Consider the following 16,043-nt stretch of genomic DNA (forward strand, 5'->3'; position numbering starts at 1 on the left):
TGGCGACCCAGGATCGATTGTATTTTCACGAATGATCACTCCGTGTTGGTGCGGTCGGTGTTGCTCTCTCCATCGCCGATACTGCTCCCGCTATTACGTGTTACGCGTGAGGCGCGCGGGAAGATTGTTAAACCACTCGATAACTGCGCGCTCGTAGTAAATACCGAAATCAAGGGTCGCCAATGCGAATCGGTTTCCGTCCAATTCGTGACTGGCGGCTGTTTCCAAGTAGCTCGCCAATTGGCGTTCGTGCATCTGCTGGTGGTCGCGGAGCATTTCCGCGAGCCGCTCGGGCGCGAGATACTCCCCGAACACCATGGTCAACAGCAATGGATAGCGAATATTCTCCGGCCCCGGCTCACGATCGAGCCATTCCGCAAACGCGGACCGGCCTGCCTCCGTGAGCGAAAAAGGTTTGCGCTCTCGCGGGCCCGTTTTTTCAGCGCGTATCAGACCGTCCCGTTCCATCGCAGCAAGTTCCCGGTAGACCTGGCTCTGCGTGAGCGACCAGAAACCGCCGATCGATTCTTGCGCGACGACGACGAGATCCCATCCCGTCATCGGTCCGCGATGCAAGAAACCGAGCAGCGACGCCGCAGTGGCGTTCAGTGGTCGATCCATCTCGGGCAACTCCCTCCTTGACATTCCACTGTGGAAGGTTGACGATGAATTCACCGACATTCCACAGTGGAAGGTAGAGCAATGATAGACGACAACAACAGTCGAGTTTCGGATGCCGAGCGGGAACGCACGGCCCGTTCGTTGGCCGCCCACGTCGGTGCGGGCCGTTTGAATATCAGCGAGTTCGACAGTCGCGTCGCGCGCGCGTATGCCGCGACGACGCGATCGGAACTCGACTCTGTGATGCAAGATCTTCCCGACGAGGCACCCACAAAAGCGGTTCGCAGAGAGCGCTATTCGCAGTCACATTGGCTGCCCTGGCTCGGCGTGGGCGTGCTGTGCATTGCGATTTGGGCAGCGACGTCGATCGCGACCTGGAACCTGCTGTATCCGTGGCCGGTGTGGGTCATCGGTCCGTGGGGGCTGGCCCTGCTGGCGCGGACTAGGCTCGAGACACTGCCACCGACATTGGAGTCACTGTGCCGAAAAACCTCGAAGCAACCATCGACATAAACGCAGCACCCGAGGCCGTCTGGACCGTCGTATCGGACCTCAAGCGGATGCCCGAGTGGAGCCCGCAGTGTCGAGTGATGCAGCCGCTCGGCAAGCTCAAAGAAGGCACCCGCACCATCAACATCAACAAGCAGGGCTGGAAGTACTGGCCGACCACGTCGAAGGTGGTCCGCTTCGAACCGAACAAGGCAGTCGCGTTCAAGGTCGTCGAAAACGGCTCGACCTGGTCATTCGAGTTGGCGCCCAGCGCCTCCGGGACCAAGTTGACCGAGCGACGAGACGTCAGCAACGGGACCACGAAGGTTTCGCAGATCGGTATCGGCAAGGTTCTCGGCGGCGAGCCGTCCTTCGAGGTCGAACTCGTCGACGGCATGCAGTCGACCTTGGCCAAGATCAAGCGCGCGGTAGAACAGGGCTGATCAGCGCGGACGGTTGGTCTGCGGAATTTCGATGCTGATCGGCCGCAGCTCGGACATGTAGAGCAGCACGAATTGCCGAAGGATCTCGTCGAAGGTCCAGTAGGCCTCCGGCGCCATCGGCAAGGGCAGAATCCCTTCGCGAACGGCGATGTAGGGATTCCAGGCGACCTCCAGCAACGGGCTCCACACGGGCTCTCTCGGGATGTTGAGCCAGTTGGCGACCTGGTCGCCAAGCGCAAAGCGGGTCAGAGCGCCGAGAACCGGCCTGCTCAGCAGGGTGAGGTCGAGCTGAGCACCGAGGTTGAGCAGGAGATCGGCGAGTGCAACGCCTTCCGGAGTCGGTGCGAGCACCGGATCGAGCACCTGCACTGCCTGGGATTCGGCCTGATCCCACGAGGCGGGGATGTACTGGTCTTCGATACCGAGCATGTGTGCGCTCAGTTGCCAGGAGTGCAGGAAGCCCTCGGATTCGTCGGCCGCAATCGGCACGTTCCACTTCCGCAATATTCGCATCGCGGTCGTGGGCAAGCTGTGCCAGGTGACCATCATGTCGTTCTGACTGATCGGTGTGTTTTCGGGGGAACCTGCTGTCCAGTAAGGGGATTGCGGTAGCAGGTGGCGCACTCCCGCGTGGACCAGGCGAGTCTTCAGACAGGTCACGATCATTTCGCCGTCGGGCGCGTAGGCGTTGCGCGTCCCGATGTCGTACCCCAGCTTGGCGGTCTTGGAGATGCGGTCCTTCATGTACGCGCCACCCTTGGAGTGGTAGACCGCGCGCGCCTCGTTCGGGATGACGGTGCTCATCATTCCGCTGGCGAAGCCGTACAGCACTCCGAGGTAGGTTCCCCGCTTCTCTGTGAATCTGAATGCGTTCGCGAGCTTGCCCTGATCTGCCCAGTCCGGCAGTTGGCGGGCCCGTTCCATGAAGTCCCGCAAGTCCGCGGGCAGACCGTTCGGCAACGGCTGACCGTTCTTGGTCCACGTACGTAAGAGTTCGTTGACCTTGGGCACGTCGCCGCGGTCGAGCAGCGAGGCGACGAGTGGATCGGCTTCGGAATCCCACACGGTCAGTGGGTCCGCGCCGTTCCCGGATCCGAGCACCGACCCCGATGGCGACCAGGTCCACGGGTTCGCTCGCGCAGGCGCGGCGGCCGCAAAAGCGCCGAGTACACCCAATGCGCCGCCTGCCTTCAACATGTTTCGCCTACTGAGATTGTTCATTTCGTCTCCCCGTCGCCACGTAAGGCATGATGCAATGAAACAACTTGAGTTACGTCGTACCATAGATAGCATGGCGTGACAGCCATCACAAGAGCGGGACAGGAGCAGCTCGTGGAATCTGCTGGGCAGAAGTCTTTGCTCGAGCGCGCCTTGGTCGATGCCATGGAACAGGCTGACGACACAGACCAGACCCGCACGCGTCTACTCGACGCGGCGTACGACCAGTTCTGCAGGATGGGCATCCAGCGGTCGTCGATGGAGGACGTGGCTCGGCGCGCGAACATGTCCCGCATCACGGTCTATCGGCGGTTCGCCAGCAAAGACGCGCTGGTCGAGCAGGTCATACTGCGGGAATTCCGGCGCTACTTCGAGCGCTTCCTCACCGAAATCAGGGATGCCAAGACTGCTGCCGATCGCGTGGTGCTGGGCTTCGTCAGCTCACTGCGTGCCATTCGAGGTAACCCCTTGATCGGCGGACTACTTACCGCTGAGCCGAACCTGCTGGCCAGCTCGATGATCGGCGACGACGGCCGCATGCTCGCCGCTGTCCGAGAATTCCTCGCCGGTCAGCTTCGCCGGGAACAACTCGAAGGCAACGTTGCGAGCAGCCTCGACGCCGAGCTCGTCGCCGAAATGATGGTGCGCATCAGCGCGTCGTTCCTCGCGATCCCCTGCCACATCGTCGACCTCGACGACGACGATCAACTCGCCGCGATTGCCCGGCAGTTCCTCGTGCCCATGCTGGAGCCCACTCAGTAGGTGCGGTCGCTCAGTCGCCGCGCCGCCGTCTGCACAGCGGCGATATCACCCGACCAGCCGAGTACCCGCAACGCCGCTTCGGGTATGAGACGCGGCGCGTGCTCGGGTGACGCGCCATCGTCGGACCGCATGTTGATCACTGTCTCGACCAGTCGAAACGGTAAGTATTCGACGCCGGCGGCAACAGAAACTTGGCCTTGCGCCAGCACTCGCCTCGCCAGCGAGGCGTAGTTCGCACGCAGCTCGTCTCGACGGACCCGGAACGACTCGAAACGCTCGGTCCGCAGCTCGGGGAGTAGATACAAGGCACCGAGGTTCCAGCGACTGCTGCACAACTGCGCCGTGTCGAACGACGCCAGCGCGTACAGGCGAGCATCGGCGTCGCCGGCCTCTTTCAGCAGTTCTGCCGACAATGCGAGCGGCTCGGCGACCGTGTCGGCGAGCAACGCGTCCAGAATGTCGTCTTTCGTCGCGAAGTGGTGGTACAGCGACGCTTGCCGAATCCCGACCGCGTCGGCGACACGCCTCGTCGATGTGTTCGCGTAGCCATTGTTGGTGAACAGTTCGGCTGCGGCATCAAGGATTTCGGCGCGCGGCGTGGTGCCCGGCCGACGACGCTGTTCCAAGCGTGGTCGGCCTGGTCCGGGGTTCACCATGATCACCATCATGTCATCCGAGTGCCGACGTGAGATTTCTGTCATCTGACAGAAATCCACGAAACGCAGAAGTTACATCCGGCCATCGAGTGGATACATCACCGTCACCACAGCGGAGCGTCCACCTGGAAACCTTTCGGGTGACAGGTAATCGAGTCCGAAGACAAAGGAACCATCGTGAGTGCACCCCCGCTGACGTCTACGACGCCGATGACGAACCCCGAACCGAGCTCCGACGATTCGGACCTCGCACACTTCGGATACGAGCAACTACTCCATCGCAAGCTGGGCCGATACGCGTCCTTCGCTGCAGGCTTCTCGTTCGTCTCGATCCTCACGACGATCTTCCAATTCTTCGGCTTCGGCTACTCCTTCGGCGGCGCGGCGTTCTTCTGGACGTGGCCACTGGTCTTCGCCGGCCAGCTGCTCGTTGCGCTGAACTTCGCCGAACTCGCCGCTCGCTACCCCATCTCGGGTTGCATCTATCAATGGTCGCGTCGACTGGCAGGGGAAACGATCGGCTGGTTCGCCGGCTGGTTCATGATCATCGCGCAGATCGTCACGGCCGCTGCCGCAGCGATCGCCCTGCAGGTCGTCATGCCGACGATCTGGAGCGGCTTCCAGCTCATCGGCGACGACCCGGCGCTCACGTCCACCTCGGGTGCAGCGAACGCAGTCGTGTTCGGGTCGATCCTGCTGGTCGTCACGACGACGATCAACTGCATCGGCATCGACCTGATGTCGCGCATCAACTCGATCGGCGTCACACTCGAAATCATCGGTGTCGCTTCGGTTGTCGCATTGTTCTTCACCCACGCCGAGCGCGGTCCGGGCGTTGTGTTCGACACCTCGCAGGCTGTGCCGGGTGGATATATCGCCGCCTTCCTGGTGTCCGGCCTGATGGCCGCCTACGTGATGGTCGGATTCGACTCTGCCGGTGAGCTTTCCGAAGAGACGAAGAACCCACGCGCAGTCGCGCCTCGCACCATCCTCACGGCCCTCACAGTCTCCGCAGTGGGTGGTGGTCTGATGCTGATCGGCGCACTGATGGCAGCGCCGAGTCTCGACGACGGTGAGCTTGCCACCGGCGGCCTTGCCTACGTCATCACCAGCAAGCTCAGCACGCCGGCCGGAACGGTCCTGCTGTGCACGGTTGCCGTCGCGATTACGGTCTGCACCTTGGCAATTCAAACGGCAGGCTCGCGACTGATGTTCTCGATGGCTCGTGACGGGAAACTGCCGTTCGCCAAACAACTCTCGACGGTGCACCCACGCTTCGGCACACCGATGCTGCCCGCGATCGTCATCGGCGTACTGGGTATCGCATTGCTGCTCGTCAACCTCGGCAATGCGGCAATGTTCACCACCCTCGCGAGCGTCTGCATCGTGACGCTCTACCTCGCGTACCTGCTCGTCACGGTCCCGCTGCTGCTGCGACGACTGCGTGGCTGGCCCAACCGCGAGCCGGAGTTGAGCACCGACGGCACGAAGCTGTTCACGCTGGGTCGCTTGGGTGTTCCGATCAACCTGCTGGCAGTCGTGTGGGGCGGGGCGATGGTGGTCAACCTCGCGTGGCCGCGCGCCGAAATCTACGACCCCACCGCAAAGGGTTGGTGGATGCTCTGGGCCGCACCGCTCTTCGTTCTCCTGACGTTCGCCGCCGGTGCCGCGGTGTTCGCATACCTCCGGTCGCGCAAGGTCGACGAAGAGGTTGCCGCGTGACTACCGCCTCGACAGCCGGCGCACGCCAGCACGCGCGAAGCCAGGCCGCCATTGCGACCGTCCCCAAGCCCGCTACTCCCGACGGCATCGACGAATCGTTGATCACGTGGTCCGAGGTGATTCCGCCGGCGGGCTATGCGACGAAGGTGCTCGGCCGCGGTACTCGACTTCGCCTCCGCAACCCGGCAGGCGGCGCGTGTGCACACGTACTGCTGCTCCGCGCGGGATCACCCTGGGAGCGACTCAATGTTGCCGACACGGTGAAGGTTCCGTGGCAGGCATATCTCGGCGTCGGCCACCCGTTGCTGTCGGACCAAGGCAGGGTCCTTGCGACCATCGTCGCCGACACCGCAGGCACCCACGACACACTTTGCGGCACAACGCCGCAAGCGCGTGAACTGCTGGCGCGGGGAGGAACGAAGCACGGGCTGACCGTGCGCGACATCGGCCCGACCATTTCGTTCTTCCGCGGCGTGCGAGTCGATCCCGATGGTGGGCTGCGGGCTTCCGGCAATTCGGCGGCAGGCACGTTCATCGACCTGCTGATTCACCTGCCGGTGATCGTGCTGGTGACCGACGCGCCGCATCCGCTGGACGAGCGGCCGACGACAGACCTCGAAGTGATCGCCTGGGGCGCACCCGGTGAGCTGTCGACGCTGATGAATGACGACCCGGAATACCAACGGGCCGTGCAGAATACCGAGGAGGCGTGGGGAGCCGCGCAGAACTGGGGAGCATCATGACCGCCGTTGCCACCGACGTCGTATTGGACGAGGTCGTCGCAGCATGCGCACCATGGTCGGCAATCGTCCGGGCAGGCGAAGTGCTCGACATCATCGATCTGTACGGCAACCAGGCCGTCGACTGCCTGCTGTACTCCGCCGACGATGTCGCCATGCGCTACAGCGCGCAGGCGACGATCACCGCGCAGCGCAACATCTTTCTCGGACTGGGCAGCGTATTGCGTTGCGACGACGGCACTCCCCTGATGACGGTGATCGCCGACGACGTCGGCAATCACGACACCATCGCCGGTGCGTGCTCGCAGGAATCGAACACCTTGCGCTACGGGCACCACACGGCACATCAACACGCCTGCGCGGAGAACTTCCTCGCGGAGTCGGCGAAGTGGGGGCTCGGCAAGCGCGACCTGGTGTCCAACATCAACTGGTACATGAACGTGCCCGTCGAGACCGACGGCACGCTCGGCATCGTCGATGGCATTTCGGCCCCGGGCAAGAAGGTCAGCCTGCGAGCCGAAATCAACACCTTGGTCATCGTGTCCAATTGCCCGCAGATCAACAACCCCTGCAACGGGTTCGATCCGACACCGGTTCGGATGGTCATCTCCCGATGATCACTGTTACTCGCCCTGGAATGCTCACAACGGTCCAGGATTGGCCGGGACGCACAGGCTACTGGCACATCGGCGTTCCGCCGTCCGGTCCGATGGACGACCTGTCCTTCCGCCTCGGAAACCGCGCGTTGGGCAACGATGAGGGCGCCGCGGGCCTCGAAGGCACGATGTCGGGGCCGGCGTTGCACTTCACCGCGGCGACAAGGGTTTGCGTCACAGGCGCGCCCACCACGGTCACGCTCGACGGGCAAATCGTCGAGCAGTGGCGGACCATCGAGGTCGCGGCCGGGTCGGTGCTCGACATCGGCACGGTACGCGGCCCGGGAATGCGGTGCTACGTCTTGGTCGGCGGCGGCTTCGACGCACCCGACTATCTCGGCAGCGCAGCAACATTCACCCTGGGCAAGTTCGGCGGGTTCGAAGGCAGGGCGCTCGCCGTCGGCGATGTGCTGCGGACCCGTCCGTACGACGGTCGGCTGCGTGGGTCCGTCGGCGTGCCGATGGAGGAGCAGCCTGTATTCAGTCACAGGTGGGAACTCGCCGTGACCGAGGGTCCGCATGGTGCCCCGGAGTTCTTCACTCGCAAAGACATCGAGACGATCACGGGTACCGACTACGAGGTCCACTTCAATTCCGATCGGACCGGCGTTCGCTTGTCCGGACCCAAGCCCGACTGGGCCCGGACCGACGGCGGCGAAGCCGGCCTGCATCCATCGAACATCCACGACACCGCGTATTCCATTGGTGCACTGGACTTCACCGGCGATACGCCGATTCTGCTAGGACCGGACGGTCCGAGTCTCGGCGGCTTCGTCTGCCCGGTAACGGTTGTCGCTGGCGATCGTTGGAAGCTCGGACAGCTGACCCCCGGTGACAAAGTTCGCTTCGTGCCCATCCGCGCGGACCGCGCCCCATCACCACGGGCGCTGGGTGTGTCGCGTCGCGCGAACCTCCCGATGGTCTTCTCCTCCGGCGGCGATGGCGACGACGGCGTTCTCGCCCGGCACGACGTCGACGATCAGACCAGCGTCACCTACCGGCGTGCCGGCGACGACGGCGTCCTCGTCGAATACGGCGCAATGACCCTGGATTTGGGGCTTCGCGCACAGGTCCATGCATTGCATCAGCACCTCGACAGCCGCAAGGTCGACGGCATCGTCGAGCTCACGCCAGGTGTGCGGTCACTGCAGGTCCGGGTCGATCCCGACGTCTTGCCGGTGCCGAAAGTCATGGCGATCCTCGCCGAAGCCGAGGCGTTGATGCCGGCACCCGACGAACTCGTCGTCCCCAGCCGGACCGTGCATCTGCCGTTGTCCTGGGACGATCCAGCGACGCGCGAAGCGATCATCCGCTACATGCACGGCGTTCGGTCCGACGCTCCGTGGTGCCCGTGGAACATCGAATTCATCCGCCGCATGAACGGACTCGACACAGTCGCAGACGTTTTCGACACCGTCTTCGACGCGGAGTACCTGGTGCTGGGTCTGGGTGATGTGTATCTGGGTGCGCCCGTCGCGACGCCGATCGATCCACGCCATCGACTGGTCACGACGAAATACAACCCAGCCCGCACCTGGACGCCGGAGAATGCCGTCGGGATCGGTGGCGCCTACCTGTGCATCTACGGCATGGAAGGTCCGGGCGGCTACCAGTTCGTCGGTCGGACGACGCAGGTGTGGAATCACAACCACCCCAACAGTTCCGGACCGTTCGAGTTGGGAACGCCCTGGCTGTTGCGTTATTTCGATCGGATCTCCTGGTACCCGGTGAGTGCCGAAGAACTGCTCGACCTACGCGCCGACATGGCACGCGGAAGTGGCGAGGTGAAGATCGTCGACGGTGAGTTCTCGCTCGCCGAGTACCGTTCCTTCCTCGCAGCGCAGGCATCGTCGATCGCGGAGTTCAGGGCGCAGCAGGCTTTGGCGTTCGGGGCCGAACGGCAGGCATGGAATCAGGCAGGCGAAGTGTCAGCCAGTACGAGGCAGTTGGAAGGGGCTCTTGCATGACGGTCTGGATCGCCCGTCGGGACGACGACGAGGTCGCCGGCGAACTCGCAACGGCATCGGGTCCGCTTGCGGGATTGCGGCTTGCGGTCAAAGACAACGTCGACGTCGCCGGGCTGCCGACCACCGCAGCCTGCCCTGCGTACTCGTACGATCCGGACAGCGACGCCGCTGTCGTTTCCGCATTGCGGGCGGCCGGAGCGGTCGTGGTCGGCAAGACCAACCTCGATCAGTTCGCCACCGGACTGGTTGGTACCCGGTCGCCGTACGGCCCTGTTCCGGACTCGCGGCGGCCCGAATACATCTCGGGCGGTTCGAGTTCCGGCTCAGCGGTCGCGGTCGCGCGCGGCGAGGCCGACATCGCGATCGGCACCGATACCGCCGGGTCGGGCCGCATTCCAGCTGCCCTCCAAGGCATTGTCGGGATCAAGCCGACGGTGGGCGTGCTCTCGACCGAGGGCATCGTGCCCGCATGCCGAAGCTACGACTGCGCCACGATTTTCGCGCCCGACCTGGTCTTGGCCAATCGTGCGATGAGTGCGATGGCCGCGGGGGCGCCTGGCCGCACCTGGCCGGCGGACGCTCGGCTCGCCGCGCCGCCGACCCCGACGGTCGCCGTGTTTCGCGAACTTCCCGAGCTCGATTTCGAGTGGAAGGCTGCGTTCGCGCGCACGGTCGACGACCTCATCGCACGCGGTGCCTGGATAGTCGAGATCGACCCGACGCCTTTCCTTGCCGCCGCGAAGCTGCTGTACGACGGTGCGATCGTCGCCGAAAGATATTCGGCTGTCGGTGAATTCGTTGACCAGCACCCGGACGACGTAGATCCGACCGTCGGTGGAATCATCTCGTCTGCCCGCGATCTACCAGCGCACCAGTTAGTTTCGGATGTTGCGGCGCTGGAGCGTCTGCGCGCGGATGCGATGACCGCGCTTTCGGGTGTCGACGCTCTCCTGGTACCCACCGCACCGTTTCACCCGACGATAGCTGAGGTCGAGGCAGACCCCGTCGGCATCAACTCGCGCATGGGGACCTACACCAACTTCTGCAATCTGTTCGACCTCTGCGCGGTTGCGGTCCCCGCTGGGACGGCAGGTGAGGCCCAATTCGGCGTCACCGTGTTGGCGCGAGCGTTCGAAGATGCGGTCGCGCTCGATGTCGCAGCGCTGGTGGCCGGCGTCGAATCACCCTCGGTCGCATGGCCACTCGCCGCTGCATCCGTCGTCGAGCTTGCGGTCTTCGGCGCGCACCTGCGCGGGCAACCGTTGGAGCATCAGCTCAACGCGCTCGGCGCCCGATGGGCCGGACCGCTCGCCACCGCGCCGCGCTACCGGCTCGCCGCTCTCGATACGGTCCCCCCGAAGCCAGCGGTCACGCGATGCCCACCCGACGAGGTCGGCGTCTCGTTAGCCGGTGAACGCTGGCTGCTTTCACCCGCAGCGCTCGGCCAATTTCTCGCCGCACTCCCCGCACCGATGCAGTTGGGGTCCGTCGAATTCGACGACGGCACATGGCGAACCGCCTTCGGCTGCGACGGCTCCGCCGCCGCACAAGGTAAGGACATCAGCGAATACGGCGGCTGGCGCGCAGCGTTGGAAGCTGGCGCAGTCGGCTGAGTTGGTCACCCCTCGTGAGTCTTTTTGGAGTCTATAGACTCCAAAAAGACTCACGAGCAGGTCAGTAAACGTCTCGGACGTAACGCTTTTCGGCCGTGAGCTTCTTCTTGAAAGCCACGGCTTCGTCGGGACCGAGATTGCCGTGGATCTGGGCGATCTTGAGTAGCGTCTCGTCGACATCTTTCGCCATGCGCGCGGCGTCGCCGCAGACGTAGAAGTGCGCACCGGCATCCAGCCAGCGCCACAATTCGGCGCCGTGCTCGATCATGCGGTCCTGGACATAGACCCGCTCGCGCTGATCTCGCGAGAACGCAAGGTCCAGGCGGTTCAGGAAGCCGTCTTCGACCATGCCGTCGAGTTCGTCGCGGTAGTAGAAGTTGGTCGCTTCGCGCTGTTCGCCGAAGAAGAGCCAGTTCTTGCCCGAGCAGCCGAGTTCGCGACGTTCCTGGAGGAAACCGCGGAACGGTGCAATTCCGGTTCCTGGGCCGACCATGATCATCGGAGTTGTCGGATCGGCGGGCGGACGGAAATGCGGCGCACGCTGCAGGAAGACCGCGACCGAGCGGTCCACTGCACCGTCGGCGAGGAACGTGGAGCAGACACCGCCCCGCGCATCGCCGCTGTCCGCTTCGAATCGGACGACAGAGACCGTCAGCTGGACCTCGTGCGGACTCACGAGCGGACTCGACGAGATCGAATACATCCGCGGTTGCATCGTTTTGAGCACCGATCGCCATTCCGACAGGTCCGCAGCGACTGGGAATTCCCGCAGGACGTCGACGGCCTGTTTGGCCCAGAGGAACTTGTCGAGTTCGTTGCGGTTGTCCCGGCGCAGCAGTTTCGCCAGTCGCGGATCATGGTTGCGTTCGGCGATGAATTGCAGCAGGTCCGTCGATACGCGGCAAATGTCGAACCGTGAGCGCAACGCGTCCTCGAGCCGAACCTCGCGATCGTCGATCGACAGCTCCGAGTTCGCGTCCAGACCGGTTACCGTAAGCCAATCCTGAACCACCCCCGGACGATTGGCCGGGTACACACCGAGCGCGTCACCCGCGTCGTAGGTGACGTTGTACTCGGAGATGTCGAAGCCGAACTGTCGGACTTCCTTCGACGAGCCATTCAGTGTCAATGGCGTGTTACGGGACAACCGAGCCAACACCGGCGCCGAGCGCGTGAACGAGGACGTGATCGTGGTCGACCCACGCGGCGTCATCGGACCGCGCGGCGGTGAAATCTTCATCGCCTCTTGCGAATCGAGGGCTTTGACCGCCCGATCGAGCCAATCCCGAAATGGCTCTTCGAAATCGGGTTCGCTGTCGACGCGCGGCAGCAACGGCGTTGCACCGAGCGCGCTCATTCGAGTGTCGATGGCCCGGCCGTGACCGCAGAAGTCGTCGTAGGACGAATCGCCCATCGCGAAGAGCGCATAGCGAACGTCTTTCATCGCCGGTGCGTCGGCGGCTGAAAGTCGCGACCAGAAGTCGGCGCCGTTGTCCGGCGGTCCGCCGTCACCGAACGTGCTGGTGATGATCAGGACGTCACGAGCTGAAGCCAATTCGGCTAGTTCGCAGGTGTCCATGTCCACAAGTCGTGGTGTAAGTCCGTGCGTGGCAAGCTCTGCCGCGCAAAGCTCCGCGCAACCTTCGGCGTTGCCGGTCTGCGAGGCCCACAGCACGACGACCGAGCGGCCCCGCACTCGGTCCTCGTCCAGCACGCCGACCGACGACGACTGCGGCACCGAGACTCTCGAATAGGTACCGGCCAGCATCCCGTCGATCCACAACCGCGCCGATTCCGACACCGGCGCTTCGCGAGGCAAGACCGGCAGTCGATCGGGTGGAGCCAGATGCAGCGCGGATAGGAAGCCACCGACGTAGAACTTCTCGGCCGCCGACAGTTCCGGTGGTGCAAGGTCGATACCGAGTGCCGATGCTAGTGGGTGGCTCGCCGAACCGCGTGGCGGTTCGGCCACTGCAGTCGGCTTGGATACCTGCGACACACGACGCAAAGTCACTGCGCAGGCTTTGAATTCGGGCTGCAATGAGTCGACATCAACTGCGTCGTTCGTGACGGCGTTGATAGTGACGTACTCGCCGTGCTCGTCGTTCCAGTGAAACGGCGCGAAGCAGTTGCCAGGCCTGACTCGATCGGTGATCACCGCAGGCAGCACTGCTCTGCCCCGCCTGGACGCGATTTCGACCTGGTCGTCGGCCGCAATTTCAAGGCGCTCGGCGTCGCTCGGGTGCACCTCGATGAACGGTCCGGGGTTTAGCTTGTTGAGCTTGGCCACCTTGCCGGTCTTGGTCAAGGTGTGCCATTGATGTTGCAGCCGGCCAGTATTGAGCACGAAGGGGTAGTCGTCGTCCGGCATTTCGTTCGGCGGCAGATGCGGACGGGCGAGAAACTGCGCGCGCCTCGTCGGCGTCGGAAAGGCAAGGCGCGGTTGACTACCGGACTCGTCGACGTGCAACGTCTGGCTCATGCCGTCGTTGATGTAGCGGATGGGATGACGGTCTGCGTCGTCGTCGGGAGGGCACGGCCACTGCACCGGAGTGTCGCGCAGCCGTTCGTACGTCGCGCCGCGTAAGTCGTAGCCCGTCTTCGGGTTCCAGAAACCGCGAATCTCGTCGAAGATCTCTTCGCTACTGGTGTATGCGAAGTCTTTCTCGAATCCCAGCGCCGCGGCGACCTGGGCGATGAGCATCCAGTCGGGTCGCGCGTCGCCAGCAGGTTCGATAGACCGTTGCAAGAGCGTCAGATTCCGCTCCGAGTTCACGTAGACCGCGTCGGCCTCCGCCCACATCGTCGCGGGCAACATGATGTCGGCATAGGCATTCGTCGCCGTCTCGGTGTAGGCGTCTTGGGTGATGACCAGCTCAGCCGCCTCGAGCCCGGCGACGACCGTCTTCCGATTCGCCACGGTGGCAACCGGATTGGTACAGATGATCCAGCAGGCCTTGATGTCGCCCTTGCCGAGCTGGTCGAACATCTCGATCGTCCCCGGACCGATGTCGGTGCGTATCGTTCCCGCTTCCAAACCCCAAGCCTGCTCGACGAATTCGCGATCGTCGGCCGAAACAACGGACCGCTGACCCGGCAAACCTGGCCCCATATAACCCATTTCGCGGCCGCCCATGGCGTTCGGCTGACCGGTCAGCGACAACGGACCGCTACCCGGACGGCAGATCGCCCCCGTAGCGAGATGGAGGTTGCAGATCGCGTTCGTATTCCACGTGCCATGGGTGCTCTGGTTCAACCCCATCGTCCAGCAGGTCATCCACTCGCCGGACTCACCGATCCACTGAGCTGCGGTCCGGATATCCGCGACTTCCAACCCAGTGATCGCACTGACGCGATCCGGCGTGTAGTCGGCGAGGAATTCCGGCATGCCATCCCAGCCGTCGGTGTACTGAGCGATGAAGTCCTCGTCGATCCAGCCGTTTTCGACGAGCAGGTAAAGAATCCCGTTGAGCAACGCCAGGTCGGTCCCGGGAGCGATCTGAAGGTAGAGGTCCGCGCGGTCGGCGGTTGCGGTCCGTCGGGGGTCGACGACGATGAGCTTGGCGCCTTGCTTGAGGCGGTCCGCCATGCGCAGGAACAGAATGGGATGGCAATCGGCCATGTTGGCGCCGATCACGAAGAAGACGTCGGCAGACTCGAAGTCCGTGTACGAACCGGGTGGACCGTCCGCGCCGAGTGACTGCTTGTAGCCGCTGCCCGCACTCGCCATACACAACCGAGAATTCGACTCGATGTGCACGGTCCGCAGGAATCCCTTGGCGAGTTTGTTCGCCAGGTACTGCGCTTCGATCGACATCTGGCCCGACACGTAGAGCGCGACCGCGTCCGGTCCATGTTCGTCGACGATCTTGCGCAATCGAGCGGCTGCTTCTCGGACTGCCGCGTCGACGTCGATAGGCTCCGGCGTAGCGCCTCGATGGCTTCTGATGAATGCGGTGTCCATTCGGCCGGAGGCCACCATCATCTCCGCGTGCGTTGCGCCCTTCGTGCACAACCGACCGAAGTTGGCAGGATGCAGCTTGTCGCCCGAGACTTTGGCTATTACTCGAGCGCCAGTCTGCGAGTCGTCTTTGGTCTCGACCAGCACGCCACAGCCGACGCCGCAGTACGAACATGCGGTCCTCGTCTGTGTGCTCTGGTCAGGGGACATATTGGCATCGTGACTGCCGCAGGTTTCAACGACGTTTCCGAACAGGTTCGGCGGAGGTCATTTATCCCTCACCGACGCGTTTCGCGTCCTGAGAAGCGACGAACGTCACACGTAGACTCGCGGCCATGAGGAAAACTCAGCGCATCACAACTTGCCTGCTCGCGGGTACGGCGGCCGCCGCATTGCTGTTGACCGGGTGTACGAGCGACGCAAAATCGGACGGCAAAGGCGAGGTCACTGTCGTCGGGACGGGCGAGGTCCAGGGGACCCCCGATGTGATGAACGCATCGGTCGGCATCGAGGCCACCGCCAAGGACGTCTCGGGTGCCGTCAGCGCGATGAACGACCGCGCAAACGCGATGATCGACGCACTGGGCGCGGCGGGCGTCGCCAAGGAAGACATCAAGACGAGTGAACTGTCCATCCAGCCCGAGTATTCGACCCCCGGCCAGGCCGGCGGTACGTCGACCATTTCTGGATACCGCGCGACCAACACGGTCCGGATCGTGGTGCGCGACCTGTCGAAGGCGTCGGAAATCCTCGACAAAGCGGTCAAGGCCGGTGGTGACAACGCGCGCCTCGGCAGCATTTCGTTCGACATCAAGGACGACACCGAGCTGCTGAAACAAGCGCGCGAGCGCGCATTCAACGACGCGAAGTCCCGCGCCGAGCAGTACGCGCAGTTGTCGGGCGAATCGCTGGGCAGCGTGATCACCATCAGCGAGGTCGGCGGTAACACGCCATCCCCGAGTCCGCTGCTGCAGGAGAAGTCGGCAGCGGCGGACTTCGCCGTCGAGCCTGGTCAACAGACGGTCAGTTTCCAGGTCACGGTGAAGTGGAGCCTGAACTAGCCCCGTGCGCGCGTCTCACCCTCTCCGGGGTGAAAATCACGCACGGTTGTGCCGCGCGAACTGTGCGCGAATTTCACCCCTCAGGGGGTGAGACGCGCGCACGGGGGAGGGTAATTCGGGCGATGCGGGATTAG

13 protein-coding genes are annotated in these 16,043 nt (G+C 63.6%); 9 read left to right on the forward strand and 4 right to left on the reverse strand.

Annotation, left to right across the window (positions count from 1 at the left end; genetic code table 11):
- Window positions 1–93: 93 nt before the first annotated feature.
- The gene (locus FGL95_RS23905) at window positions 94–621 is read right to left on the reverse strand and encodes a PadR family transcriptional regulator (protein WP_169591673.1); all 528 of its coding nucleotides are present in this window, start codon (window positions 619–621) and stop codon (window positions 94–96) included.
- 81 nt (window positions 622–702) lie between these two features.
- On the opposite strand from FGL95_RS23905, the gene FGL95_RS23910 reads away from it, so the two are divergent.
- Window positions 703–1,134, forward strand: a complete 432-nt coding sequence (locus tag FGL95_RS23910) for a DUF1707 SHOCT-like domain-containing protein (RefSeq protein ID WP_169591675.1) — start codon at window positions 703–705, stop codon at window positions 1,132–1,134.
- The gene (locus FGL95_RS23915; RefSeq protein ID WP_169591678.1) at window positions 1,101–1,553 is read left to right on the forward strand and encodes an SRPBCC family protein; all 453 of its coding nucleotides are present in this window, start codon (window positions 1,101–1,103) and stop codon (window positions 1,551–1,553) included. Before FGL95_RS23910 ends, FGL95_RS23915 begins: the two co-directional genes overlap by 34 nt.
- Here the strand turns inward: FGL95_RS23915 and FGL95_RS23920 are convergent, their stop codons facing one another.
- Window positions 1,554–2,774, reverse strand: a complete 1,221-nt coding sequence (locus FGL95_RS23920) for an oxygenase MpaB family protein (RefSeq protein WP_169591681.1) — start codon at window positions 2,772–2,774, stop codon at window positions 1,554–1,556.
- Between the two features lie 162 nt (window positions 2,775–2,936).
- Here FGL95_RS23920 and FGL95_RS23925 point away from each other — a divergent pair, with 162 nt between their 5' ends.
- The gene (locus FGL95_RS23925; protein ID WP_169592037.1) at window positions 2,937–3,533 is read left to right on the forward strand and encodes a TetR/AcrR family transcriptional regulator; all 597 of its coding nucleotides are present in this window, start codon (window positions 2,937–2,939) and stop codon (window positions 3,531–3,533) included.
- Here the strand turns inward: FGL95_RS23925 and FGL95_RS23930 are convergent.
- Window positions 3,527–4,189 carry a TetR/AcrR family transcriptional regulator gene (locus FGL95_RS23930; protein ID WP_169592035.1) on the reverse strand — a complete coding sequence of 221 codons (663 nt, stop codon included), beginning with the start codon at window positions 4,187–4,189 and terminating at the stop codon, window positions 3,527–3,529. The genes FGL95_RS23925 and FGL95_RS23930 overlap by 7 nt on opposite strands.
- Window positions 4,190–4,399: 210 nt before the next feature.
- On the opposite strand from FGL95_RS23930, the gene FGL95_RS23935 reads away from it, so the two are divergent.
- The 5 genes from FGL95_RS23935 to atzF are packed head-to-tail and all read left to right on the forward strand — an operon-like array spanning window position 4,400 to window position 10,887.
- Window positions 4,400–5,911 carry an amino acid permease gene (locus tag FGL95_RS23935; protein WP_206072277.1) on the forward strand — a complete coding sequence of 504 codons (1,512 nt, stop codon included), beginning with the start codon at window positions 4,400–4,402 and terminating at the stop codon, window positions 5,909–5,911.
- The gene (locus FGL95_RS23940; protein ID WP_169591683.1) at window positions 5,908–6,654 is read left to right on the forward strand and encodes a DUF1989 domain-containing protein; all 747 of its coding nucleotides are present in this window, start codon (window positions 5,908–5,910) and stop codon (window positions 6,652–6,654) included. Before FGL95_RS23935 ends, FGL95_RS23940 begins: the two co-directional genes overlap by 4 nt.
- On the forward strand, window positions 6,651–7,268 hold the full coding sequence (locus FGL95_RS23945) for an urea amidolyase associated protein UAAP2 (RefSeq protein WP_169591686.1): 618 nt from the start codon (window positions 6,651–6,653) through the stop codon (window positions 7,266–7,268). Before FGL95_RS23940 ends, FGL95_RS23945 begins: the two co-directional genes overlap by 4 nt.
- On the forward strand, window positions 7,265–9,274 hold the full coding sequence (locus FGL95_RS23950; protein WP_169591689.1) for a 5-oxoprolinase/urea amidolyase family protein: 2,010 nt from the start codon (window positions 7,265–7,267) through the stop codon (window positions 9,272–9,274). Before FGL95_RS23945 ends, FGL95_RS23950 begins: the two co-directional genes overlap by 4 nt.
- Window positions 9,271–10,887 carry an allophanate hydrolase gene (gene atzF, locus FGL95_RS23955; RefSeq protein ID WP_240963252.1) on the forward strand — a complete coding sequence of 539 codons (1,617 nt, stop codon included), beginning with the start codon at window positions 9,271–9,273 and terminating at the stop codon, window positions 10,885–10,887. Before FGL95_RS23950 ends, atzF begins: the two co-directional genes overlap by 4 nt.
- 61 nt (window positions 10,888–10,948) lie before the next feature.
- Here the strand turns inward: atzF and FGL95_RS23960 are convergent, their stop codons facing one another.
- Window positions 10,949–15,058: a bifunctional nitrate reductase/sulfite reductase flavoprotein subunit alpha gene (locus FGL95_RS23960; protein ID WP_169591694.1), complete on the reverse strand. Its 4,110-nt coding sequence runs from the start codon at window positions 15,056–15,058 to the stop codon at window positions 10,949–10,951.
- A 125-nt stretch (window positions 15,059–15,183) separates the two neighbouring features.
- On the opposite strand from FGL95_RS23960, the gene FGL95_RS23965 reads away from it, so the two are divergent.
- Window positions 15,184–15,909, forward strand: a complete 726-nt coding sequence (locus tag FGL95_RS23965; RefSeq protein ID WP_169591696.1) for an SIMPL domain-containing protein — start codon at window positions 15,184–15,186, stop codon at window positions 15,907–15,909.
- Window positions 15,910–16,043: the final 134 nt, after the last annotated feature.

Source organism: Antrihabitans stalactiti (assembly GCF_012932915.1).
Classification (GTDB): Bacteria; Actinomycetota; Actinomycetes; order Mycobacteriales; family Mycobacteriaceae; genus Antrihabitans; species Antrihabitans stalactiti.